This is a genomic window from Dialister sp., from assembly GCF_051885895.1.
In the GTDB taxonomy this organism is placed as follows: domain Bacteria; phylum Bacillota; class Negativicutes; order Veillonellales; family Dialisteraceae; genus Dialister.
Window position 1 is genome coordinate 14168 of record NZ_JBJEXP010000067.1, and the last position, 24653, is coordinate 38820.

The following is a 24653-nucleotide window of genomic DNA, read 5'->3' on the forward strand; positions in this document are numbered from 1 at the left end:
TGGACTATCGGTCGTACCACCGGTGGCAATATTGACGATTATGTCCTGATTTACTATTCCGCTGCTTCCAATGGAGGGATTCCAGTTTCTCATTACCAAACAAGCTGGACTGTCAACTCTTCCGGCAGTATCACCAGCCATTCCGGTCCTTCAACCATGGTTCCCGCTTCCTATTATGCATATCAGGCTTCCACCGGGGAAGCAGACAATGATTATGCGCACAGCTCCTATTTTCCTGAAAACGGTACGAAAGTACGGGTTGTCATCGGCCCCAGCGGAAATTATACCATCCGATAAACTGCATCTAAAAAGCGGTACTCATCATGGAGTACCGCTTTTGTATTGCCCGGATTTAGAAATGGTAATTCAGCCCTACACCGATGCCGCTTTCATTATCTACGTCATCCCTGTCATAGTAGGTATAGTTCACATCAATATCAAAGGAGGTAGGTACCAGGTCCAGCTGCAGGCCGGCCTTGTACTGCCTTTCTTCACTGGACACAAGAAGTCCCGCATAGGCATCCAGAGGGCCCAGCACATTGGCTTTTCCTTCAATCAGTCCAAACATCCTGGCATCCCGGTCATAATAGTTTCGATTACCGGCGCCTACATAGAAGTGGCCGATCTTGTACTTGGCATACACGTCCGTTTCATTGCCCCTGTTATTCCAATGGCGGTATTCCGCACCTACTGCCAGTTTGGGAATGGGCTTCACTTCGATATGGGCACTGTGAATTCCGTCAGCGGCGCTGTTATAATCATATCCCACTTCCGTATCCATAATGCCGGCAAACGCATTCGCCACACAGGTGCCCCCTGCAATGGCAAGAACGGCAGCCATACATAAAATCTTTTTCATAGAGGTCCTCCTTTCCAAACAGAGTCTGTACTGTACATCTTTATTATATACTAAGCACTGCGGAAAATTAAGAGCTTTTTAAAAGATGAGACAGGAGGAATACAAAAAGAACGGAAACCGGTAAAGGTCTCCGTTCTTTGCTTATGTCATAAAAAGCGCTTTTCGCAGCGGCATTTTACTGCTGGCTTTTCTTCACATTGGCATTCTTATAGCGTGCCTGACGGGAAAGAACCATCTTTCTCATGCGGATGCTCTTTGGTGTTACTTCCACCAGTTCATCATCATTAATCCATTCCAGTGCGGATTCCAGAGTGAACTTGCGGCAGGGCGGCAGCTTGATGGCTTCATCAGAGCCGGATGCACGGGTGTTGGTGAGATGCTTCTTCTTGCACGGGTTTACATCCATGTCCTGATCACGGGAATTTTCCCCTACGATCATGCCTTCGTATACTTCTACGCCCGGTTCCAGGAAGAGTTCGCCTCTGTCCAGGATGGAATTCAGACCATAAGCAGTGGTAACGCCTGCTTCGAAGGCTACCAGGGAACCTCTTGTTCTTTCCGGAATATCTCCCTTGTACGGTGCATAGCCCTGGAATACGTGGTACATAATGCCGGTGCCTCTGGTGGTGGTGAGCAGTTCATTTCTGAATCCGATGAGGCCGCGGGCAGGGATGGAGAATTCCATCTTCATATAGCCGGCCAGTTCTTCCATGGAAATCATTTCTGCTCTTCTCGGACCAAGGCCTTCCATAACAGCTCCCATGAATTCCTGAGGAACTTCGATGGTCAGTCTTTCCAGTGGTTCGCACTTCTTGCCGTTGATAACCTTGTAAATAACCTGAGGCTTGGAAACTTCCAGTTCAAATCCTTCGCGACGCATGGTTTCGATGAGGACGGACAGATGGAGTTCGCCGCGGCCGGATACCTTGAATGCATCGGAGGTATCGGTGTCTTCTACACGAAGAGCCACATTGGTTTCAATTTCCTTGTACAGGCGGGCACGGATATGACGGGAAGTGACGAAATCGCCTTCCTTGCCTGCAAAGGGGCTCTTGTTGACATGGAATACCATGGACAGGGTCGGTTCATCGATATGAATGGACGGGAGAGCTTCCGGATTATTGGCATCGGCTACAGTTTCGCCGATATTGATATCCTTGAAGCCGGCCATGGCAATGATATCACCGGCTTTGACTTCCTGTACAGGGGTCCGCTTCATTCCCTGCCAGGTAAAGAGGGAGGCAATATGGTCGGTTCTGATTTTTTCACCATCCGTAATGGCTACAGGCATTCCCTGTTTGGCAGTGCCGCGGGTAAGACGGCCGATTGCTACCTTGCCCAGATAGTCATCTGCTTCCAGGGTGGTCACCATCACCTGCAGGCCGCCGTCAGGATCTACATCGGGGCAGGGGCAGTATTTCAGAATGGCATCGAAAAGAGGTCCCAGATCTTTGCCTTCATCATTCATATGAAGCTTGGCAATACCATTTCTGGCAGAGCAGTAAATCAGCGGGAAATCCAGCTGGTCGTCATCAGCTTCCAGTTCAATGAAGAGATCAAGAATTTCACCTTCCACATCGGAAATACGCTGGTCCGGGCGGTCGATCTTATTGATGACAACGATTGGTTTCAGCTTATGTTCCAGTGCTTTGCGGAGTACGTACTTGGTCTGGGGCATAGGACCTTCGTGGGCATCTACGAGAAGCAGTACGCCGTCTACCATGTTCAGGATACGTTCTACTTCACCGCCGAAATCAGCATGCCCTGGGGTATCAACGATATTGATTTTGACACCGTTATGCATGACGGACGTATTCTTTGCCAGGATGGTAATGCCTCTTTCCCGTTCCAGCGGGTTGGAGTCCATGACACGTTCTGCCACCTTCTGGTTATCTCTGAAAACATGGCTCTGTTTCAGCATGGCATCGACAAGAGTCGTCTTGCCATGGTCGACATGGGCGATAATGGCAATGTTGCGGATATCTTCTCTTTTCATTCTTTCTTTTTCCCCCTCGGGTATACTGTAAAATCAATGTATCTTTGTTATTATACCACAAAAACACAATTTCTTTTATATCTAGAAAATACAATTTATTATACCATGAAGCTCTGTGCTTTATCAATAAGCACGGGCTTTCAAGCTGTTCACATTTTATGTTTTTTTATTTTACCCCGGGAGAAAACCTGCAGGGGATTGGACTCCTCTTCCAGCGGCGGCATCCGGTGTTTCGCAGCCCCTATGGAAACGGCTGTCCGGCCGCAGCTGCTATACCATGGCCGATAATGGCTTTGATCATGAAAAAGGAGCAAACAACCGGCGCCGGCCCTGGATTATGCCTTTCCCCGGCATTTAACAAGAAAAGAGTCATTGTGTAAAATAGAGCTGAAGCCCGCGGGGTGGTAAAATTCGTTGCAGCCACGCACCTTCCTAGTTAAAAGAGATGCAGGAGAGGCGCCGCCTTCCTTGGGCATCATGTATGCAAAGCACCTTTTAAAGGTGCTTTTTTATTGGCATCCGAGAGCTTTCCAATAGGGAAAATATGTGAAACGGCCTGCAGATATGTTTCGTTCTACACCTTCAAAACTCCTTATCTTCCCAAAGCCCGATTTGTTATACCAGGGCTTTCCTGTCTGAAAAGGAAATTCCTTTTATCCCGCCATGCATGTTTCTGTTTTTGCCAGAGAAGCCCCGGTCCGCCGCATAAAACAGAGCAGAAGGACAGCCATGCACAGAGCCGTAATCAGCCAGCTTAAAGGATAGACCTTCATCAGCGTTGCAAAGTCCTGATGGAAGGGAAAGAAGAAATGCACATAGAAAAGGCGGACTCCGCATATGCCGGTCAGTGTTACCGCTGCAGGAGCCATGGATCTGCCAAAACCTCTGAGGTAGCCGGAAATCATCTCAATGATCACATTCAGCATTTCTCCTCCCAATCCGTATTTCAGGCGAATCAGACCATAAGCAACCACCCCTTCTTCCGGATTGAAGAAGGTCAGGATATCCCGGCCGAAGTACAGCATCACCCCAATGGCCGCCCCGGAAAGAAGAAGGCTTTCTCCCAGGGTAATGAGACCAATCCGACGGCACCGTCTGAGCAGACCTCTTCCATAGTTCTGTCCCACAAAGGTTGTTGCCGCCTGACCGAAGGCATTAAAAATATAGTAGCCCAGGATTTCCATATGAAAGGTGATGGCAGTGGCAGCCATAGCTTCCGTACCGATGCCGTTAATAGCCGTCTGTATGACCACATTGGAAATGCTGAAGACCGCTCCCTGAAGACCGGCGGGCACTCCAATGATGAGAATTCGTTTCATCAGGGAGAAATCAAAAGCAGGCCTCCTCTCCATATAGAAGGATTTTCTGTCTGAAAACAGACAGTACAGGAGAAGTCCTGCACTGATATAGGCAGAAAAAAGACTTGAAAAGGCAGCCCCCGCCACACCGGCATCCATATAAACCACCATGACAAAGCTGACAGCCGCTTTGACCAGGCCTGCCAGAAAGAGGCAGATGAAAGGAGTTCTGGTATTTCCATGGCTCCTGAAAATGGCTGCCGTGAAATTAAAAAGGAAAAAGCCGGGAAGCGACAGGAAATAAATCCGAAGGTAAAGGGAAGCCATGGCAGTAATTTCTTCCGGCACGTCCATCATCCGGACCATGAGCGGCAGAACCGCCTCGCAAAGCAGGGCAAAAACAATCCCTGCGCCCAGCGCGGACAGCAGAGAGGACCAGGCCGTCCTTCCAGCCCCTTTCCTGTCTCCTTTTCCTATAAGCTGGGCGGAAACCACATTCGTGCCCAGTGAAATTCCAATAAAAAGTGCATAAATGAGTCCGATAAGAGGCGCACTGCTTCCTACGGCCGCCATGGCTCCGCTTCCCGTAAAGCGGCCCATGAGAAGAGTGTCCGCCACATTGAACATCTGCTGTGCCATACCGGTCACTGCCAGGGTTATGGCAAAGAAGAAAGTCTTATCGGCAATAGAGCCATGAAGCATATCTATCTTTTTCATAATATCCTTTCTGCAGCGTTTTTCTGATTTTCCTATTTATTCTCTGCTGCGTGGTATATTTCCTACTGCTATAAGTATAAGAAATGACAAAACCGGACAGAAGTCCGGTTTTGTCATGCAGTATAAACCTTAAAGTAAGTACCGATGCAATGACAGGACTGCTTTCAGAAAAGCGGTCCTGTCACTCTCTTTTCATTACTTCCCGTATTTATTGCATCATTCTCCACCATTCCGTGAAATGCTGGGAATCATCTCCTATGCGCACCACTTCTCCGATTTCCGGAGTTAACAGGCGGTAGGACTTTCCTTCCGATGCCTTTTCGAGCCGCTCATAGGGCTCCTGCCAGCTGTGGCTGGAAAGAGCATACTTCCCGTTATGGCAGGGGATGACTGCTTTGGCGCCGATTTCTTCCGCCGCCGCTGCACTTTCTTCAGGCATCATGTGCACGGAGTGCCAGTTCCTGCTATACTGCCCGTCTTCCATCAGAGCCAGATCAAATCCGCCGAAGGTCTGCCCGATGTTCTTAAATCGTCCGTCATAACCGCCGTCTCCGCTGTAGTAAACCTTCCTTTCCGGTGTGATAAAAGCAAAGGACGCAGGCAGTGTCTGGTTTCTTTTCAGCATTCTGCCGGAGAAATGGCGGGTAGGAAGCACCCACACGGAAAATCCATCTTCCAGTTTCACTTCTTCATTCCAGTCCACTTCATGGATCTTGGAAAGCGGGTATCCCCACTTTTCATAATATCCGCCGTTTCCCAGACCTGTTACCACCTGTTTCACCTTAGGCTCTATCTTCCTGACGAAATCATAGTCCAGGTGATCCCAATGGTCATGGGAAAGCACCATAACATCAATATCATCAGGCAGATCTTCCGGGCCATAGACATTACTGCCCTCAAAGGCCTTATTGATCAGGGGAAAAGGCGATGCATACACGGAAGCAACAGGATCAATGAGTATTTTCTTTCCTGCCAGCTGCATATAGAAGGAAGAATGGCCCATCCATACCACCAGATCCTCATCCTTCGGCAGAGATTTGAGATCGGTTTTGACTGCTTTCATCGGTTCCGCCGGTATATTGAAGCCTTCCTTCGGAAACAGGAAAGCACTCCAGAAGGACATATCTGTCTTTACCGGTTCATGGGGCACATCGGGCTGGAACTCACCGTTTTTATAGTGAGGCGATGCCTCTATTCTGGCCATTCTTTCCGGCGTCATCAGGGGGTCCGCATCCACCCGGAAAAGAAGCCATAAAATGCCCAGGGCTATGACCACGACCACGATGCAAAGAAATTTAATCAGGGAAGGCATAGATTCTCCTTTCTATAGATATCAGGAAAACGGAATATGCATTATTGTACAGGATAAAGCTGACTTTAAGTCAATGCTCCCTGAGAATGAATAAAAAGATTTACAGACCCCGCCTGCCCCTGTACAATGGAGAAAATATATCTTTCAGGAAAAGAGGTCTTCCCATGATAAAAATCGCCACCGCCCAGATTGATGTAATTCCCGGAAACATACGGGAAAACTGGAAGCAGATTGAGCAGGAAATCCAGGCTGCCAAAGAGCAGAAAGCACGGATTCTCCTTCTTCCGGAGATGTGCCTGACCGGCTACCTTATCGGCGACCTGTGGGACCAGAATGCCTTTCTCCGGGAATGCGAATCCTATAACAGAAAAATTGCTGCCGCTTCCCGTGGCATGACTATTCTATGGGGCAGCTGCGCTGTGGACTGGAGCAAAACCAATGATGACGGCCGTCCTCGAAAATATAACGCCGCCTTTGCCGCCAGCGATGGAAAATTTCTCTGCCCTTCCGGCACTGACCGTCCCTACACCATCAAGACCCTGCTTCCTGACTACCGCTGCTTTGATGACAGAAGATATTTTACTTCCCTGATCCAGTATGCCGCCGAGAAAGGAACCTCCCCGGAGCAGGAAATTTCCCCGTTCCTTCTTCCCGCCGGTAAGGAAACCCTCTGCGCCGGTGTCCTTCTCTGCGAAGACAGCTGGGATGAAAATTACAGTCTTTCCCCCATGTCCATTCTGGCAGAAAAACAGGTGTCCCTGTTCCTGAACCTGTCCGCTTCCCCCTTTACACTGGGTAAGAATGAAAAACGCCACCGCATGCTGGGAGCGTCTCTTTCCAAGCTGCATATTCCCATGCTGTATGTCAACCAGCGGGGGCTGCAGAATAACGGTAAGACCTGCTACACCTTCGACGGAATGACCGCCGCCTATGATGAAGAGGGAACGCTCCGGGCAGAAGCCCAGCCTTTCCACGAAGGACTTTCCTTCTTCACCTTTGATCCCGAAAGCAGAAAACTGGAAAGCCTGGCGCCGATGCCGCCATATACGGGGAACATGCTTCTTCCCGCTCTGCAGTACGGGGTAAGAAAATTTCTTTCCTCCATCCATACGGATAAAGTAGTCATCGGTGTTTCCGGAGGCATTGATTCCGCCGTAAATGCAGCTCTCTACCGTTCCGTTCTTCCGCCGGAAAATCTTCTTCTTGTCAATACGCCCACCCGCTTTAATTCGGAAATGACCAAAACCCTGGCCCGCGATCTGGCGGATAGACTGGGAACCCCCTATGTCACAGTGCCAATCGGTTCCTTCATTGATGAAACCGCATCCGTTCTGGAAGGTCTTCCTGCAGGCAGAAGCACCATCCATCTTACCGGTTTCATGAAGGAAAACATGCAGGCCCGGGACAGAAGCAGCCGTATTCTGGCTGCCCTGTCTTCCGCCTTCGGCGGCATTTTTACCTGCAACGCCAATAAAACGGAAATGACCGTAGGCTACAGCACTCTCTACGGAGATCTGGCCGGTGCCCTGGCTGCCACAGCGGATCTCTGGAAATATCAGGTCTATGAACTGGGCCGCCTCCTGAATGATTATTTTGGAAAAGAAATGATTCCCGAAGGCATCTTTACCGTCAAGCCCAGTGCAGAGCTCTCTGAAAACCAGGATATAACCAAAGGGCTGGGAGATCCATTGATTTATGAATATCACGACTACCTGCTGAAAAGCTTCGTTGAACCCTGGCAGCGTCTGACGCCGGAAGATATTCTTTCTTTCTATGCAGAAGGCACCCTGGAAGAGCATCTGGGCTGCCGGGTCAAGGTCAAGGACGTCTTCCCCACCGCCTCCGATTTCATCGGAGACCTGGAGCGCTGGTGGAACCTTTTTGCCGGATTTGCCGTAGCCAAACGGATTCAGTCCCCGCCTCTCATTGCCGTCAGCCGCCGTCCCTTCGGCTATGATCTGCGGGAATCCCAGGTATCCCCCTACTATACGGACAGATACAGAGAGCTGAAAAAGCAGCTGTGCGGCAGATCATAAAAAAACAAATGATAAATAATAAATAAGGCCTTCGGCTTCTCCATTCTATAAAAGAAGCTGTGAAAAATAATTTTCCCTTTTTCACAGCTTCTTTTCTTATTTCACCGCTCTCAGACAGAACAGGGGCAGGGGATCATAGTCCCACTCTTTAGACAGATGAACAAGACTGCGGATATCCTCTTCCACCGTGCAGGAAAAAAAGCCCAGCATCTTCAGCCGTTCCACATCCCATGCAGGACGGGTGTGAGTACTGATGCGGATGGAATTTTTTAAATCCTGACAGGTTTGTATCAAATCTGCATCCACTCCATGGTGTGCATTTTTAGCCAGCCGGGCAGTGGCAGTAAAATCAACAGGTCCATAGTCAGAATCCATATTCAGCAGAATTCCTCCCTGTTTCAGGGCTTTCCTCCAGGACGCATAGGCTTCAGGCACATCCGGCAGATTCCAGGTCAGGTTTCGGGAAATGATGACATCAAATTCGTTTTCAAAGGGAAGTTCCATGGCATTGCCCTGCCGCAGGCGAAGGCTCACCCCTTCTTTCCCGGCGTTTTCTGCCGCCACTTCCAGCATGGCAGGAGAAAAATCCAGAGCAGTCACCTCAAATCCCGCTTCCGCCATCAGAATGGCCAGAAACCCCGGTCCTGTACCCACGTCCAGTACACGGAGCCCTTTTTCTGCAGGCAGTCTTTCCAGAAGAAAATGTTTCCAGGCTTCTCTGTCCGGCCCGGCAAGCTCCTTTTCCCTCAGTGCTCCATAGGCTCTGCTTCTTGTATTCCAATAGGTTTTATTTTTCTTTTCAAAATCATCCATGGCGCTCTCCTTTGCCGGATATTTCTGTCATGATGAGAACAGAAATTTTCGAGGGAATGAAAAGATCCATCTCCTGATGTTATTATCTTAAAATGTATGTATAATATAAATGGAATTAAAATGTTTCTGCCCTGTTCAAAGAAAGCCGGTGTTTCCCATGGAAGAAATCCATCATCATGCCAATCATTCTCATACCCACGATCCGAAAGAAATCAGGGCCATTATCAATCGTCTGTCCAAGTCCATCGGCCACCTGGAATCGGTACGAAAAATGCTGGAGGATGGAAAGGACTGTGCTGACGTGCTCATCCAGCTTTCCGCCGTGCGCTCGGAAATCAACAATGCAGGAAAGCTGCTTCTCAAGGAACATATGGAACACTGCATTGTAGAAGCGGTGCAGGAAAATGACCAGGCCGCCATTGAACGCATGAACAAGGCAATCGATATGTTTATGAAATAGAAAATGAAATATCCATCATGCCGCTGTTTTCAGAAAACCGGGAAAGTACATTCTTTCCCGGTTCTTTTTTATCACAAAACAGCAGCCAGCAGCTTTTTTGTATAGGGATGACGGGGATGGCGGATCACTTCCGCCGTTTGTCCCTGTTCTACCACTTTTCCCTGTTCCATAATCATTACCCGGTCGCAGAGATAGGAAATCACTGCCAGATCATGAGAGATAAAAAGAAGGGTCAGTCCTTTTTCCACTTTCAGCTTCATCAGGAGGTCCAGTATCCCCTTCTGCACTTCCATATCCAGCGCGCTTACCGCTTCATCGCACACCAGGCATTCCGGGCGGGAGGCAAGGGCTCTGGCTATGGCCGCCCTCTGGCATTCCCCGCCGCTGACCTGGTGGGGATACTTGTCCGCTGTTTCTACAGGAAGGCCGCATTCTGTCAAAAGGTGCTCCATTTCTTCCCTGCCGCCTTTTTTCCCCTGCCGGTTCTGCAGATTCTCCATCAGACTTTTTCTCAAAGTCATGCGGGAATCGAAGGATTCCCGGGGCAGCTGGAAAACCATCTGCATTTTTTGATAAAGCTTTTTTCTTTCCTTCCAGGAAACAGGATTTCCTTCAAGGAAAAGCTCTCCTTCCGATAAAGGAAGAAGGCCGCAGACCATGCGGGCCAGTGTGCTTTTACCGCTTCCCGAGGCGCCGGCGATGCCCAGACATTCTCCCCGATACAGGGAAAAGGATATATCCTGCACTGCAGAAACTGCATGCCCTTTTTTCATGAACCTTCGGCTCAGGTGACGAGCTTCCAGAAAGGTATCCATTTCAAACCTCCAGTGAAATCATGGCATCCAGAAGCCTTTTCGTATAAGAGCTTCGGGGGCGGGAAAAGACATCTGCCGTATATCCCATTTCCTGGATTTCACCATTTTGAATCATCATGATTTTTTCAGAAAATTTCTTTGCTGCCTTCAGGTTATGAGTCACCAGAATCAGGGCAGTCCCCTTCTCCCGAAGGAGTTTCATTTCTTCCAGCACCTGCTGCTGAGACAGCACATCCAGGGCGCTGGTAGGTTCATCAGCCAGGATGAGGGACGGATGAAGAAGCCCCGCCATGACAAGTCCCATACGCTGGTTCATGCCGCCGGAAAGTTCAAAGGGATAGCTCTGCCAGATGCGGCGGGGCTCTGTGAGCCCTGTCTTTTTCATCAGAGTCTCTGCCATGCCATAGGCATCAGCGCTCCTTTTCCCATGCTGTGCCACATATTCTTCCACCTGGCTTCCTATGGTTCTGACAGGGCAGAGAGAGGCTCCCACATCCTGCGGAATCACTGCAATTTCCTTTCCCAGAAGCTTTCTTTTCTCATCCGGGTTCATATCCATAAGATTTCTGCCGCGGAAGCAGACATCTCCCTGCAGGATAGATCCATTTTCCCCCAGTACGCCGGTGACCGCCTTAAGGAGGGTGCTTTTCCCGCTGCCAGAGGCACCGGCTATCGCCAGAGTTTCTCCTTCATATAAAGAAAAACTTATATCCCGCAGCACCGTTTCCTCTCCATAGGAAACGGTGACATGGGAAAATTCTAAAAGAGCTCTCTGTCCCATCAGTTCACATCCAGATCCGAAGTAATTTCATAATAATCGCAGGGATGAGCCCGCAGGCCGGTAACACCTTTTCCTGCCACAATGCCCATCTGGAGATGAGAAGCAAAGAAGAAGGCATAGTCATCCAGAATGACCTGCTGCATTTCCATGGCCAGCTTCGTTCTTTCTTCCGGTGCAAAGGCAGTATGGAGTCCTGCGGCCAGTTCTTCCAGCCGGCCGCTGTGATAAAATCCCCTGTTCTTGGAAGAAGAATCCAGCGCACAGGTAGTGAAAAAGTATTCCGGATCCCCGGTAGGTGCGGTGACCATGGCACTCACATACACATCATAATTTCCTGTTTTCAGCACATTCAGATGGTCCGACGTATTATTGATATCCACTTTAATGCCGATATCTTTTAATGACTGCTGAGCCGATTCCGCCAGAAGAGGGAGTTCCATTCTTCCGGGATAGGTGAGCCAGCGGACAGTAAGGTCTTTCCCATCCTTATCCACATACCCGTCGCCATCCGTATCTTTCCAGCCTGCTTCAGCCAGTTCCTTTTTCGCAGCTTCCACATCATAAGGCTGAGGAACTATTTTTCCATCGCCAAAGGGCATGGATTTCGGGAAAGGCCCCTCTGCCGGCTCCCCATGTCCATCCAGCAGGACTTTTACGAAGCTGTCCTTGTCAATGGCCTGGGAAATGGCTCTGCGCACATGAATATCCTTCATCACATCAGAATGCATGTTGAACTGTCCGAAGAAAGTCCGGCTGGTGGCCACGGAGCTGATGGTATAATCATTTCCTGTAAAGGACGGATAACTGGCATAGGGGAGCCCATAGGCGGCATCCGCATCGCCGGACTTCAGAGCCGCCGTCATAGCGCCCCCGTCAGTAACCGCTTTAACCTTTATTTTTGCCACATGCACCTGACCGCCCCAGTAATTGTCATTTTTCTTCAGATCGATTTCCGTATCGCTCACCTTTTCCGCCACATAGGGGCCGGTGCCGATAACCATATCTCCGTCGGCCCCGGCCTTCATGTCAATAATGGCTCCATAGGGATCGCAGAGATAATGGATCAGGGCCGGGCAGGGCTCGGACGTATGGATTTTAACTGTATTTCCTTCAGCCTCTATGCTGTCAATATGCATATCCCGAGGTGCCCGGTCATGGACAGCAATGAGGTGTTCCAGACAGGCCTTCACCGCTTCGCCGTTTACCGGATTGCCGTTAGAAAAGGCAATGCCGCTGCGAAGAGTGATTTCTACTGTATTCGGATCAAGAAATTGATAGGACTCCGCCAGCCAGGGCTCCGGTTCCATGGAATCAGAAAACTTAAAAAGAGTTTCTCCCACACCGTAGCGCACCGCTGACCAGCCGGAATAATTTTTGTGGGGATTCAGTCCCGCATCTCCCATATCCACGCCATAGCCGGTGGTCATATAAACGAAGGGCTTTTCTTTTCCGGATGGCGAACTGCTGCCGCAGCCTGCAAGACCGGCTGTCAGTCCCAGGGAAACCAAAGCCAGGGCTATCCATCTTTTTTTCATCTGCTTTCCTCCTCACAGCTGATGGGGATCCAGGTAATCCCTCAGCGTATCACCCAGTAAATTAAAAACCATAACCGTTATAAAGATGGCCGCACCGGGACCGAAAACCATCCAGGGATAAAGTGAAATAAAGCTTCTGCTTTCACTGATCATGGCTCCCCATTCCGCACCAGGCGGCTTGACACCCAAACCCAGAAAAGAAAGGCCCGCAATTTCCATCATCATCGTTCCCAAATCAAGAACCGCCGTCACTAACAGGGTACCTGCCATATGGGGAATCATGTGGCGCCCGATTATGACCGCTGTAGAAGTACCGGCCATGCGGGATGCATCAATGAAGGGACTGCCCTTGAGCTGCAGGGCCAGGTTTCTTGACAGTCTTCCATACTTAGGCCAGGAAACGGCAGCCAGGGCAAGCACTGCATTCTGGATGCCGCCGCCAGTCACGCCGGCTACAGCCAGAGCAAAAACCAGTCCCGGGAAGGCAAGAAACAAATCGGATATCCCCATAAGAGCCGCATCCATCTTTCCTCCCTTCCAGGCGGAAAAGAGGCCAATCACCGTTCCCAGCAGGGTAACCGAGGCAGCCAGGGAAAATGCAGCCAGCACAGTGGTCCTGCCGCCTGTCAGGATGCGGGAAAAAAGATCCCTGCCATATCGGTCTGTTCCCAGAATATGGACACGATCAGGCGCCATGTGGGCTATGGCCAGATTCTGGGCATAGGGATCATAGGGGCAGAGCCAGGGAGAAAGAAGAAAAAGCAGAATCACCAGAAAGGCCGCCAGAAGAAGAAGGGCCATTTTTCTTTCTGTCCTGCGGTTTCTCCTCTTTATTTTTCTTACCGTTTTTTCTATCATTCTCCCCTCCTCTCTTTCCCCATGCGGGGGTCCAGCCTTTCACAAAGACAGTCGCAGCACAGGTTCACCAGCGTATAAATGACAGCCATCCATACCACATAGGCCTGAATCAGCGGATAGTCTCTCATCATAATGGCATCCACCGCCAGTTTTCCTGCTCCATCCCACATGAAAATGGTTTCCACCACCGCCGTACCTCCCAGAAGACTTCCCAGAGACATAAAGAGCAGAGGCATGATGGAAAGAAACGAGGACGGCAGCACACTTTTCCAAAGAATCACCTTTTCCGGAATCCCTCTTTCTCTGGCGCCGGTGACGTATTCCTTTCCCAGTTCCTCCAGCACCCGGGACCGCACCTGTCTTGTATACCTGGCGCTCATAGGCAGAGCCAGTGTCAGGGCAGGGAGAAATACGGATGACAGGGTATTGTCGGAAACAGCGGGAAACAGATGGAATTTCACAGAGAGGAAGTAAATCAGGATCAGGGCCATCAGAAATCCCGGCACGGAAATCCCGCCAAAGCTCAGGAAACGGAGAATATAATCCCCCGGCCTGTCATGATGGGAGGCGGCATAAATTCCCAGAGGCACCGACACCGCCAGAGTCATGACCATGGCCGTAAAGGCCAGGTACAGCGTATGGGGAAGTTTGGAAATAAAAGTATCAAATACCGGCTTCTGAGAAACGTAGCTGATGCCCATATGACCTGTCAACATGCCCTCAAGCCAGGAAAGATACTGCTCCCCAAAGGGCCTGTCCAGACCGTATTTATGACGGGCCGCATCCAGCACATCCTGAGAAACGGCAGTTCCCGCGTTTTCATAAAAATAAGACACCGCATCTCCGCCGGCCAGGTGCATCATGGCAAAGGTGAGAAAGGTGATTCCCAAAAGAAGGGGAATCAGCAGCAGTAATTTTCGCAGTACATAGTTCTTCATCCATTTATCTCTCCTGTCATCGTTTTTCATGGTATCATAGAGAAAACTTCGTCCCAAGCCCCCACGGGGGATAAAAACAGTCCCTATGCCTTACAGGCATAGCACTAAAAAAAGCTGCCATCATAGTGTTTTTATGATGACAGCTTTTTCTGATTCTCTTTATGCCCTGGCCCGGTCAAAAGCCTGTTTCACTGCGGCGTAAATGGTATCATAGTCCATCCCCGGCTTGGCTTCAAACTGCTTTTCTCCTTCAATGAAAAGGCTGGGTACATAATAATAGTCCTTTCCATAGGGAGCTGCCAGCTCCGGCTGGGTGGTTTCATCAATTTCCTCAACCTGTACATCCCTGTAAGCCTCTTCCTGTTTGAGAGCAGCAATGGCTCTGCGCGCATTGGCGCAGTAGGGACAGCCGGGAATCTTGATCATGATAATTTTTTTCATAGGATGGCCTCCTTGCTCTGCTATATTTATTTCTATAGATATAGAATACACGATATCCTGATTTTTCACAAGTATTTTATGGTGATTCTGCAGGCAGTGCTTTCCCCGCTCTTCCACTGACAAAAACAGCAGGAAAGGATATCCCTTCCTGCTGTTTTTTATCAGTCTTCCCTGAAATAGGGTTTGAAATTGGATTCATGGATATTGCGTCCGCTGTTAGCGCGGGGCTGTCTTTCCGGCCTGTTTTCAAAGCGTCTCTGCTTTTTGCCTTCCGTACGGCGGCCTGCCTCGCTGCTCCGTCTCCTCCGGGGTCTTTCCCCTTCAAAGCGGCGGCGGGGAGCTCCCTTGCGTCTGCGGAAATTCGGCATTTCTTCCGTAATCTTTACAGGGGTCACATCGGGCTGCTTCGTCAGCAGTTTAATGGCTGCAGCCACCAGAGATACGGAATCTACATCATTCAGAAGATCTTCCGCACTTTCCCGGTATTCTTCCAGTCCGCCGCCCTGCGCCGTATCGGAAAGGCTTTCAATGGCTGCCTTCTGGTTTCCTTCGATCACTTCGGAAAGGGTAGGAACGGAGCGCCTTTTAATCCGGCGGCGGATGACTCTTTCAATATCCCTGAGCTGTCCCATTTCCCTGGAAATAACAAAGGTTACGGCCAGTCCTGTCTTTCCCGCACGTCCGGTACGTCCTACACGGTGTACGTAGATCTCGGGATCCTGGGGCATATCAAAATTATACACGTGGGTAACGCCGGAAATATCAAGGCCTCTGGCTGCCACATCTGTAGCAACCAGAATATCAATGGTGCCTTCCTTGAACTGACGGACCACCGTGTCCCGTTTCTGCTGGGAGAGATCTCCATGCAGGCCTTCTGCCATGTAGCCTCTCTTCTTCAGTGCTTCCGTCACTTCATCGCATCTTCTCTTGGTGCGGACAAAGACGATGGCCAGTTCCGGATCCTGCATGTCCAGAAGACGGCAGAGGGCATCAAATTTCTGCCGGTCCGGCAGTTCAATGTACTCCTGTTCAATGAGATCGATAGTAACGGTGGCAGCCTTGATTTTAATAAGTTCCGGATCTTTCAGGAATGTTTCTGCCAGCTGGCGGATCGGTTCCGGCATGGTGGCAGAGAAGAACATGGTCTGCCGTTCCTCGGGAATGGCTGCCAGGATGGTGCGGATATCGTCAATGAATCCCATATCCACCATCTCATCCCCTTCATCCAGTACAAGAATCTGGACATGGGACAGATCAATGGTACCTCTCTTCATATGATCCATGAGGCGGCCCGGCGTAGCAACAATCACATTCGGATGCTTCCTGAGAGCCTTGAACTGCCGTTCAATATCCTGTCCGCCATAGATCGGCAGGGCATGGATAGGAAGGTACTGGGCCAGATGGTTGATTTCTTCCGCCGACTGGATAGCCAGTTCACGGGTCGGCGAAAGAATGACAGCCTGAGGGCCCGGCTTGGATACATCAATCCGTTCCAGCACAGGAATGCCAAAAGCTGCCGTTTTCCCTGTCCCGGTCTGCGCCTGGCCGATGAGATCCTTTCCGGTCAGGGCTGTGGGAATGGCTGCCTTCTGGATAGGAGTGGGTTCTTCAAATCCCATATCCTCCACTGCCTTCATGATTTCCGGCGCAATGCCCAATTCTTTAAAAGTGTCGTACATATTTCCTCCTGTATGCGTTCATGGGTACGCGGGCGTCTTCGCCCAATATAAGTAAAAGCAGGCCTTTGATATTTTCCTATGCACCCTGTGCATCTTCCCGGTATTCGAAGATGGGCTGAACAGCAGCACCTTCCCCGCCGGGGCATTAAAAAAGAGAACGCCCCATGCGTCTCTCCCATGATTCAGATCTATGATTGTCCGTTCTCGCTGGATGCCTGCATATTATTGTTATTATATCATACTTTTTCGAAATTCTTAAGATTTTTTTATAAACGGTATCCGGGGCAGAATGACTGCCGCAGTTGGAGCAGAGCTTTTATTTCAAAAAATATTTCATTTCCCTATTGCATATATATTCAAAAAGTTGTATTATTATAGCAATCCAAATTGCATCTGCTTTTCAGCATTTCAAATATTATTGAAATTTTTGTGGAAATTATCTAATTCTCATTATACAGTTTTGAATAAATATTCATACATATACAGAAAGCAGAGAACATTCATGAAGAAAAGAGGTCGTCTCAATGATGTACGAAAAGGAAGTCAAAGAAAAAGTCACACACATTCTGCCACAGGTGGTGACCTGGAGACGACATTTCCATGAATATCCCGAACTTTCCGGACAGGAAGTCAAAACATCGGAATATATCCAGGACGTTTTCAAAAGCCTGGGCATTCCTTATGAAACAGGATTTTTCCAAAATGCTGTACTGGGCATCATCAAGGGAAACCATCCCGGAAAAACAGTGGCTCTCCGGGCAGATATGGATGCCCTTCCGGTAACGGAACTCACAGGGCTTCCTTTCGCTTCCAAAAACAAAGGCGTCATGCATGCCTGCGGCCATGACGGCCATATGTCCATTCTTTTAGGCGCTGCTGCCGTATTAAATGAAATGAAGGATAAGATTCACGGCACCGTCAAAATTGTATTCCAGCCTGCCGAAGAAGAAGCAGCCATCGGAGGGGGCCGGCATATTGCCGCCAGCGGAAAGCTGGATGATGTTTCCGAAATCTACGGTCTCCATGTATGGCCGGAGCTTCCCACCGGCACTGTAGGACTGAAGCCCGGCGCCCTGATGGCCGCATCCGACCGTTTCTATGTCCACATCAAAGGCAAATCCACTCACGCTGCCCAGCCTCACAACGGTACCGATGCCCTGGTGGCGGCAGCCCATTTTATCATTGATGTACAGTCCCTCATTTCCAGGGAAATGAATCCCATGGACAATGTGGTCTGCACCATAGGACTTATGAATGCAGGCACCCGCTACAACGTAGGCGTGGAAGACGCTTATCTGGAAGGCACCTGCCGGACCTACCGCCCGGAGCTCCGTGACAAAATGGAAATCCGTCTGGGTGAAATCCTGAAGGGGCTGGATGTCATGTTCCATACCCATTCCGAGCTGAATTACGTAAGAGGGCACAGCGCTACCATCAACACCCCGGAAAAGATTGACTTCCTGAAAAAAGTTGGCATAGCCTACCTGGGAGAAGAGCATATCCTGCAGCCGGAATTTCCTTCCATGTGTGCGGAAGACTTTTCTTCCTACCTTGAAAAATTCCCCGGTGCCTTCTTCTGGCTGGGTACGGGAGACGGCAGTACACCGGCTCTGCACAATGCATCCTTTGCCATCAATGAAGCCATTCTTCCTCTTGGCGTCACCATGGAAGCCGCTGCCGCTCTGGAGGCACTGTCCCGATGAGGATATGGTTCCGTCTATGAATTTGAGATTCCCAAAAAGTTAAAAACATACAACGAGGTATATCATGAAAAGCTTACTGAACCATTCCTTTCTCACCATGCTTGACTACACACCGGAAGAGTTTGCCTACTACCTGGATCTGGCAGAAAAGCTGAAGCAGGATAAGGCTGCCGGAAAAGAAATCAAAACGCTCAGCGGCAAAAATTTTGCGCTCATTTTTGAAAAAGATTCCACCCGCACCCGCTGCGCTTTCGAAGTAGCCGCCCATGACCAGGGAGCCTACACCACCTACCTGGGTCCTACCGGCACCCAGATCGGCAAAAAGGAATCCATTGCCGATACCGCCAGAGTGCTGGGAAGCATGTTTGACGCCATCGAATTCCGGGGCTTTGCACAGAGTGCTGTGGAAGAACTGTCCGCCAAGGCCGGCGTCCCCGTCTGGAACGGCCTTACGGACTATGACCATCCCACCCAGACGCTTGCCAATTTCCTGACCCTGAAGGAACACTTCAAAAAACCGTTGAATCAGCTTTCCTATGCCTATGTAGGCCATGGCCAGTCCAATATGGCCCATGCCCTCATGGCAGGTGCTGCCCTTGCAGGCATGGATTTCAGAATCATCGGCCCCAGCCAGTTCTTCCCGGAAGATGATTTCACCGCCAAATGCAAAAAGATTGCGGAAAAAACCGGCGCTTCCTTTACCTTCACCGATGATCCCGTAGAAGGAGTCAAAGGGCTGGATGTCATTTACACCGGCGTTTGGGTAACCATGGGAGATCCCTACGAACTGTGGGGAGAAAGAATCAAGCTGTTCATGCCTTACCGCATTACCATGGACATGATAAAAAATACAGGCAACCCGGATACCGTTTTCTGCCACTGCCTGCCTTCCTTCCATAATACGGAAACAAAAGTAGGAAAAGATATTTATGAACGGTTCGGCCTGGACGGCATCGAAGTCACCGATGATGTCTTTGAAGCACCCTTCTCCCTGGCCTTTCAGGAAGCCGCCAACCGGCTTCCCACCATTAAAGCGGTCATGGTCGCCACCTTTGGCGAATATCCCATGGGCTGCTGAAAGGAGGAATTAATCATGAAACAGGCACTGCCAAAAGTATTCATCGTAGGCGAATCGGGAACCACAGGACTCCGTCTCCAGGATCGTCTGGCTCAGCGGACAGATCTGGAGCTTCTCCATCTTCCGGAAGATAAACGGAAGGACCTTCCCACCATCCGGGCCTATGCCAAAGAAGCAGACCTCATGTTCCTCTGCCTCCCCGATGCAGCTTCCAAAGAAGTGGTAGACGCAGTTAAGGACATTCCCATCCGTATTCTTGACACCTCTACGGCTCACCGCACCTCCGATGACTGGGTGTACGGATTCCCGGAACTTTCCAAAGAACAGAAAAATGCCATTGCCGAAGCAGATAAAGTGGCCGTTCCCGGCTGTCATGCCAGCGGCGTCATCGCCATCCTTTATCCATTAATCCATGCAGGCATTCTTCCTATCAATTATCCTCTCCACTGCTTCTCCCTCACCGGATACAGCGGCGGCGGGAAAAAGATGATTGCCCAGTATGATGAAGAACCGGGTGCAGACTTCAAGGCTCCCCGTCAGTACGGACTTTCCCAAAACCATAAGCATCTGCCGGAAATCATGAAAGTGTGCCATCTCTGCGAAGCACCCCTCTTTTCCCCGGTGGTGGACGACTTTTTTGAAGGCATGGAAGTGACCATCGGCTTCCACACCCACTTCCTCCAGCTTCCCTGCGGACTGCCGGGCGACATTGACACCGATGATTTCCACATGATTTATGAAAAGCACTACCAGGGATCCAAACTGATCCACCTGTCTCCTCTTTCCCTGGAAGAAACCAACGGGCTTTTCCTCTCAGCCAATGAAAATGCAGGAAAAGACAGCCTGACCATCCACATTGCCGGCAATGACGACAGGGTACTGGTTATTTCTTCTTTTGACAACCTGGGTAAGGGCGCCTCCGGAGCCGCCATCGAATGCATGAATATCATGCTGGGCATGCCGGAAGAAACAGGACTGGTTGTGTAGAGGAAAGACGTTTCTGCCGCTTCCCAAATTCAGAGAGTTCGCAGACCCGCATGAAGATTCTTACAACTTGGAGCCCGACACTCTCCCAGCATACCAGTTCACTAATATAAGGAGCCAACTATGAATACATCCAACGCAGTACGGGCGGAAATATTAACCCAGGCCGTACCTTACATCAAAGAATATACCGGTAAATATGTAGTCGCCAAGTACGGCGGAAACGCCATGACTGATCCGGAGCTGAAAAAATCCGTTATGCAGGATATCCTTCTTCTTCAGCTGGTAGGCGTCAAAGTCATCCTCGTCCATGGCGGAGGACCGGAAATCAGTGCCATGCTGAAAAAGCTGTCCATTGAATCTCATTTTGAAAACGGGCTTCGTGTCACCGACGATGCTACCATGGAGGTAGTGCAGATGGTCCTGGCAGGCAAAGTCAATAAAAGCCTGGCTGCCGACCTTTCCGCCCTGGGCGGTAAAGCCGTAGGCCTCTGCGGCATTGACGGCGGTCTCATCAAAGTCCACCAAAAAGACGCAAAGCTGGGGAATGTAGGCGAGATCGATGAAATCAATACCAAAATCCTGGATGATCTCCTGGATGGAGGCTTCATCCCCGTTATCTCCTCCATCGGTATCGATAATGAAGGCAACCCCTACAATATCAACGCCGACACCGCCGCCGCCAAAATTGCCGCTGCACTCCATGCGGAATCCATGGTAGTCATGAGCAATATCAATGGAGTGCTCAAAGACAAAGACGATGAAAGCTCTCTCATTAAACAGATTTCCCTCTCTGAAGCAGAAGAACTGAAAAGCAGCGGCGTCATTGCCGGCGGCATGATTCCCAAAGTGGACTGCTGCACCAATGCAGTGAAAGAAGGCGTCGAAAAAGTCTTCATCATCAATGGAGAAATCCCCCATGCCATTCTCATTGAACTGCTCACAGACGAAGGCCTGGGAACCATGTTTACTCATTAAAAAGGCGGTTTTGCCGCCCCGGGTTCAGACAGTTCAAGGAGAGCAGGGCGCTCACTTTGCCAGCGAAGTAATTCTACATTTCTCTATGAACCAGCCCGGAAGGCAAAGCCGATTCCGGACCAAACCTGCCCTATCGGAACGCAGTCCCGGTAGGGTCTTGAACCCTTTGAAGCCCTTTGCTTTCGGGAATACTTACCACCCATCAGTTCACTAATACAAGGAGATTCACTATGAATACAGAAGAAAAAGATGCTGCCTATATTGCCCATACCTATTCCAGGTATCCCGTATGCTTTGTAAAAGGAAAAGGATCCCATCTCATAGATGAAAACGGAAAGGAGTACATTGACCTGGGAAGCGGTATCGGCGTCGATATTTTCGGCGTAGCCGATGAAAAATGGATGGATGCCGTTACCGCCCAGCTCCATGAGCTGAACCATGTTTCCAACCTTTTCTATACAAAGCCCATGGCCAATCTGGCCGAGATGCTCTGCCGGAAGACAGGAATGAAAAAAGTCTTCTTCTCCAATTCCGGTGCTGAAGCCAATGAATGCGCCATCAAAGGAGCCAGAAAATACTCCATTGACAAGTACGGAAAAGAAAGAAATGAAATCGTCACCCTCATCAATGGATTCCATGGCCGTACCATTACCACTCTGGCTGCCACAGGGCAGGATATTTTTCACAAGGATTTCTTCCCCTTTACTCCGGGATTCCTCTATACCCCTGCCAACGACCTTCCCGCTTTCATCAAGCTCTGCGAAGAACATCCCCATATCTGCGCTGTCATGGTAGAACCTATCCAGGGAGAAGGCGGTGTTCATCCCCTGTCCAAAGAATTTTTTGAGGGAATCGGAAGCTATGCCAAAGACCATGATATTCTCCTCATTGTAGATGAGGTGCAGACAGGCAACGGACGCACAGGAAAGCTCTACGGCTATATGAACTATGATGTAACGCCGGACATCGTCTCCACCGCCAAAGGCATCGGCGGCGGTCTTCCGCTGGGTGCCACCATGTTCAATGAAAAGACGGCAGATGTGTATACTCCCGGCACCCACGGCTCCACCTTCGGCGGCAATCCTATTGCCTGTGCCGGTGCTCTTTCCATTCTTTCCAGAATTGATGATGCCCTTCTGCAGGAAGTTCAGGAAAAGGGAGCTTACATCAAAGATGCCTTCACCGGTGCCAAAGGGGTAAAGTCCACTGCCGGCATGGGCCTCATGTGGGGCATTGAACCGGAAAAGGATGTAAAGGAACTGGTGCCTCAGCTTCTGCAGAAAGGAGTCGTGGTGCTCACTGCCAAAGAAAAGATCCGTCTCCTGCCGGCCCTGAATATTCCCTGGGACGATCTGAAAAAAGCTGTATCCATCATGAAGGACCTGTTAGCTGAATAACAAATGCAGGCCTTTCTCCAAACCTGTATCCCGTTCCGCCGGGATACAGGTTTTTTATGAAATGGGGAACAGGAGCCGTCCTGCTTTCGGAAATATAATACTTTGATTTCATGCCTTTCAGGCATGAAGTGCAAGAATAACAAGGTATTGGAACACAGTCCTGAAAATGCCTATACTGAAGAAAATATGGGAAATGACTTCAGCTCCTGCCGGAGCCGTTTCTATGATTTTTGTAAAGCCAAGGTGATCATGATGAAAATTTCCAGCGTTTTGAAACCCATGCTGCTCGGCCTGACCGTACTCACTGTCTCCGCCTGCGGAAATGACAGCAGCAGTACCGGCGCCGCCGCTTCCACCCCTGTTCCTGCAGCCCGTTCCTCCTCCAGCGGTGCCTACGTTCCCAATCCTACAGGAAAACCCATGTCTGAAGATATAAAAGATGAATTGGAAAGTCTTCATAAAAAGGAAGCGGCTTCCATTCCTACCATTAAGGAGCTCCCTGCAGGCAGCAATAAAGGCAAGAAAGTGCTGATTGCCTACTTCACCTGGGGTGGCAGAAGCGGCGAAATGGCTCACTATATCCAGCAGAAAACCGGCGGTGATATCTATGAAATCAAAAGAGACCCCGACTATCCTTCCGGCTACAATGATGTAATCAGGGAATCGGCTCGTGAACTGGATGAAGGCGTGATGCCGAAAGTAGCCGGCACGCCGCCGGATGCATCTTCCTATGATGTGCTGATTCTGGGCTATCCCTGCTGGTGGTTCACGGAACCCCTCATTGTCACCTCTTTCCTGCAGGGACAAAATCTGAAGGACAAGCTGATTGTTCCCTATATGTGTTCCTTCTCCAGCCCCTTTGAAGTGACCCTTCCTGCCCTTCACGCAGCAGCGCCGGATGCCAGGATTTTTACAGGCCTCACACTGGATAAGGATACGGACGAACACCCTGCCATTGATGACTGGCTGACCAAAGCAGGGTTCTAAGCAGAAAAATCACAGATTCATCTGCAGAATCAAACCGGCATTTCCTGAAAAAGACCCGTACCGGCCCCCGGGATTCAAATCCCTGTAAAATCCTGACATACACGGGCGCTCCTGCAGGGGAACGCCCATGCAGTCTTTTCTGTGTACCGGAGGTTTCTTATGAAAAAAAGAATGCTGATTGATACAGCCATGCTGCTCACCTTTCTCCTGCTGCTGGACTATCGATTTGTTCATAATAAAGGACACGAAATTCTGGGGATTCTTTTTCTGGTGCTGGCCCTGATCCACAACAGATGGAATCTTTCCTGGTATCGATCCCTCCTGCGGGGAAAGTGGACAAAGCAGCGGCTGTTTTCATTTCTGGTTAACCTGGTGCTGATTGTTTCCTTTCTCACAGTAATGGTCACCGGGCTTTCCATTTCCATGACCGTCTTCCCCTTCCATCCCCACATGTCTTTCCGGATAAACGGTCTTCACCAGGCAGCCGGCTTCTTCATGCTGCTTTCCGTAGGTCTTCATTTGGGCCTTCACTGGAACGCCATCCTGCCCCGGCTGCAGAGAAGCCTTTCCCTTAAAAAATCAAAGGTTCTGACCTGGGGAAACCGGATGCTCCTCCTCATCATTGTTTCATCGGGCATTTACTTTTCCTTCGACTACCATGTAGCCAGCCATCTGCTCATGCTTTCTGCCAGAGGCACCCGCTCCCTGTTCAGCGGTCCGGGCTGGTTCCTCTACGGTCACCTTATGATTATTGGTCTTTATGCCGCTGTCTCCTATTACGGGCAGAAACTGCTGCAGAGACGATAAAAAATTGAGATTGGAAAAAGAGAACAGAAGGACTTCAATGCAAAACGGCTGATTCCTCTATCTTCAAATTCCATATCTCAATTTTTTATTTGTTAAAATACTTCCCCAAATGCTTCGTCTATGTTCTTTACATCTTCCAAATGGAGAACAATGTCCTTCAGCATTTCATAAGACTTTTCCC

At 49.8% G+C, this 24653-nt stretch carries 22 protein-coding genes; 10 read left to right on the forward strand and 12 right to left on the reverse strand.

From position 1 onward, the window contains the following. Positions 1 to 297, forward strand: a 297-nt coding sequence (locus ACI4N7_RS05565) for a hypothetical protein (protein WP_439732371.1), incomplete at its 5' end; no start/stop codon positions are given. 55 nt (positions 298 to 352) lie between these two features. Here ACI4N7_RS05565 and ACI4N7_RS05570 read toward each other — a convergent pair. From ACI4N7_RS05570 to ACI4N7_RS05585, 4 genes are all read right to left on the reverse strand, one after another. Further along, complete coding sequence (locus ACI4N7_RS05570) at positions 353 to 859, reverse strand: transporter (RefSeq protein WP_439732372.1); 507 nt, start codon at positions 857 to 859, stop codon at positions 353 to 355. A gap of 175 nt (positions 860 to 1034) precedes the next feature. Beyond that, positions 1035 to 2855 (reverse strand): translational GTPase TypA, encoded by a 1821-nt coding sequence (gene typA, locus ACI4N7_RS05575; RefSeq protein WP_439732373.1) that lies wholly within the window; start codon positions 2853 to 2855, stop codon positions 1035 to 1037. 653 nt (positions 2856 to 3508) lie between these two features. Then, positions 3509 to 4870, reverse strand: a complete 1362-nt coding sequence (locus tag ACI4N7_RS05580; protein ID WP_439732374.1) for an MATE family efflux transporter — start codon at positions 4868 to 4870, stop codon at positions 3509 to 3511. A 208-nt stretch (positions 4871 to 5078) separates the two neighbouring features. Then, positions 5079 to 6182 carry an MBL fold metallo-hydrolase gene (locus ACI4N7_RS05585; protein ID WP_439732375.1) on the reverse strand — a complete coding sequence of 368 codons (1104 nt, stop codon included), beginning with the start codon at positions 6180 to 6182 and terminating at the stop codon, positions 5079 to 5081. 164 nt (positions 6183 to 6346) lie between these two features. On the opposite strand from ACI4N7_RS05585, the gene nadE reads away from it, so the two are divergent. Further along, positions 6347 to 8218, forward strand: a complete 1872-nt coding sequence (nadE, locus tag ACI4N7_RS05590) for an NAD(+) synthase (protein ID WP_439732376.1) — start codon at positions 6347 to 6349, stop codon at positions 8216 to 8218. Positions 8219 to 8314: 96 nt separating this feature from the next. On the opposite strand, the gene ACI4N7_RS05595 is transcribed toward nadE, so the two are convergent. Beyond that, complete coding sequence (locus ACI4N7_RS05595; protein ID WP_439732377.1) at positions 8315 to 9031, reverse strand: class I SAM-dependent methyltransferase; 717 nt, start codon at positions 9029 to 9031, stop codon at positions 8315 to 8317. A gap of 109 nt (positions 9032 to 9140) precedes the next feature. Here ACI4N7_RS05595 and ACI4N7_RS05600 point away from each other — a divergent pair, with 109 nt between their 5' ends. Continuing rightward, positions 9141 to 9491 carry a metal-sensing transcriptional repressor gene (locus ACI4N7_RS05600; RefSeq protein ID WP_439732378.1) on the forward strand — a complete coding sequence of 117 codons (351 nt, stop codon included), beginning with the start codon at positions 9141 to 9143 and terminating at the stop codon, positions 9489 to 9491. A 71-nt stretch (positions 9492 to 9562) separates the two neighbouring features. Here the strand turns inward: ACI4N7_RS05600 and ACI4N7_RS05605 are convergent, their stop codons facing one another. The 7 genes from ACI4N7_RS05605 to ACI4N7_RS05635 form a co-directional block, all read right to left on the reverse strand. After that, a complete protein-coding gene (locus tag ACI4N7_RS05605) occupies positions 9563 to 10306 on the reverse strand; it encodes an ABC transporter ATP-binding protein (RefSeq protein WP_439732379.1) in 744 nt (247 codons plus the stop codon). A gap of 1 nt (position 10307) precedes the next feature. Next, positions 10308 to 11087 carry an ATP-binding cassette domain-containing protein gene (locus ACI4N7_RS05610; RefSeq protein ID WP_439732380.1) on the reverse strand — a complete coding sequence of 260 codons (780 nt, stop codon included), beginning with the start codon at positions 11085 to 11087 and terminating at the stop codon, positions 10308 to 10310. Beyond that, complete coding sequence (locus ACI4N7_RS05615) at positions 11087 to 12622, reverse strand: ABC transporter substrate-binding protein (RefSeq protein WP_439732381.1); 1536 nt, start codon at positions 12620 to 12622, stop codon at positions 11087 to 11089. Before ACI4N7_RS05615 ends, ACI4N7_RS05610 begins: the two co-directional genes overlap by 1 nt. Before the next feature lie 12 nt (positions 12623 to 12634). Further along, entirely contained in the window at positions 12635 to 13480 is an 846-nt protein-coding gene (locus tag ACI4N7_RS05620) for an ABC transporter permease (protein ID WP_439732382.1), read from the reverse strand. After that, positions 13477 to 14418, reverse strand: a complete 942-nt coding sequence (locus ACI4N7_RS05625; RefSeq protein WP_439732383.1) for an ABC transporter permease — start codon at positions 14416 to 14418, stop codon at positions 13477 to 13479. Before ACI4N7_RS05625 ends, ACI4N7_RS05620 begins: the two co-directional genes overlap by 4 nt. 159 nt (positions 14419 to 14577) lie before the next feature. Then, the gene (locus ACI4N7_RS05630) at positions 14578 to 14859 is read right to left on the reverse strand and encodes a glutaredoxin family protein (RefSeq protein WP_439732384.1); all 282 of its coding nucleotides are present in this window, start codon (positions 14857 to 14859) and stop codon (positions 14578 to 14580) included. A gap of 161 nt (positions 14860 to 15020) precedes the next feature. After that, positions 15021 to 16538 (reverse strand): DEAD/DEAH box helicase, encoded by a 1518-nt coding sequence (locus tag ACI4N7_RS05635; RefSeq protein WP_439732385.1) that lies wholly within the window; start codon positions 16536 to 16538, stop codon positions 15021 to 15023. 524 nt (positions 16539 to 17062) lie between these two features. Here ACI4N7_RS05635 and ACI4N7_RS05640 point away from each other — a divergent pair. From ACI4N7_RS05640 to ACI4N7_RS05670, 7 genes are all read left to right on the forward strand, one after another. Continuing rightward, positions 17063 to 18241 (forward strand): M20 metallopeptidase family protein, encoded by a 1179-nt coding sequence (locus ACI4N7_RS05640; RefSeq protein ID WP_439732386.1) that lies wholly within the window; start codon positions 17063 to 17065, stop codon positions 18239 to 18241. Between the two features lie 64 nt (positions 18242 to 18305). Next, entirely contained in the window at positions 18306 to 19319 is a 1014-nt protein-coding gene (gene argF / locus ACI4N7_RS05645; protein ID WP_439732387.1) for an ornithine carbamoyltransferase, read from the forward strand. Between the two features lie 15 nt (positions 19320 to 19334). Further along, on the forward strand, positions 19335 to 20306 hold the full coding sequence (gene argC, locus ACI4N7_RS05650) for an N-acetyl-gamma-glutamyl-phosphate reductase (RefSeq protein ID WP_439732388.1): 972 nt from the start codon (positions 19335 to 19337) through the stop codon (positions 20304 to 20306). A gap of 120 nt (positions 20307 to 20426) precedes the next feature. Continuing rightward, positions 20427 to 21281: an acetylglutamate kinase gene (gene argB, locus ACI4N7_RS05655; protein ID WP_439732389.1), complete on the forward strand. Its 855-nt coding sequence runs from the start codon at positions 20427 to 20429 to the stop codon at positions 21279 to 21281. 230 nt (positions 21282 to 21511) lie between these two features. Beyond that, a complete protein-coding gene (locus ACI4N7_RS05660; RefSeq protein ID WP_439732390.1) occupies positions 21512 to 22678 on the forward strand; it encodes an acetylornithine/succinylornithine family transaminase in 1167 nt (388 codons plus the stop codon). Positions 22679 to 22801: 123 nt separating this feature from the next. Beyond that, complete coding sequence (locus tag ACI4N7_RS05665) at positions 22802 to 23665, forward strand: flavodoxin (protein ID WP_439732391.1); 864 nt, start codon at positions 22802 to 22804, stop codon at positions 23663 to 23665. A gap of 159 nt (positions 23666 to 23824) precedes the next feature. Beyond that, positions 23825 to 24472 carry a DUF4405 domain-containing protein gene (locus ACI4N7_RS05670; RefSeq protein WP_439732392.1) on the forward strand — a complete coding sequence of 216 codons (648 nt, stop codon included), beginning with the start codon at positions 23825 to 23827 and terminating at the stop codon, positions 24470 to 24472. Positions 24473 to 24653: the final 181 nt, after the last annotated feature.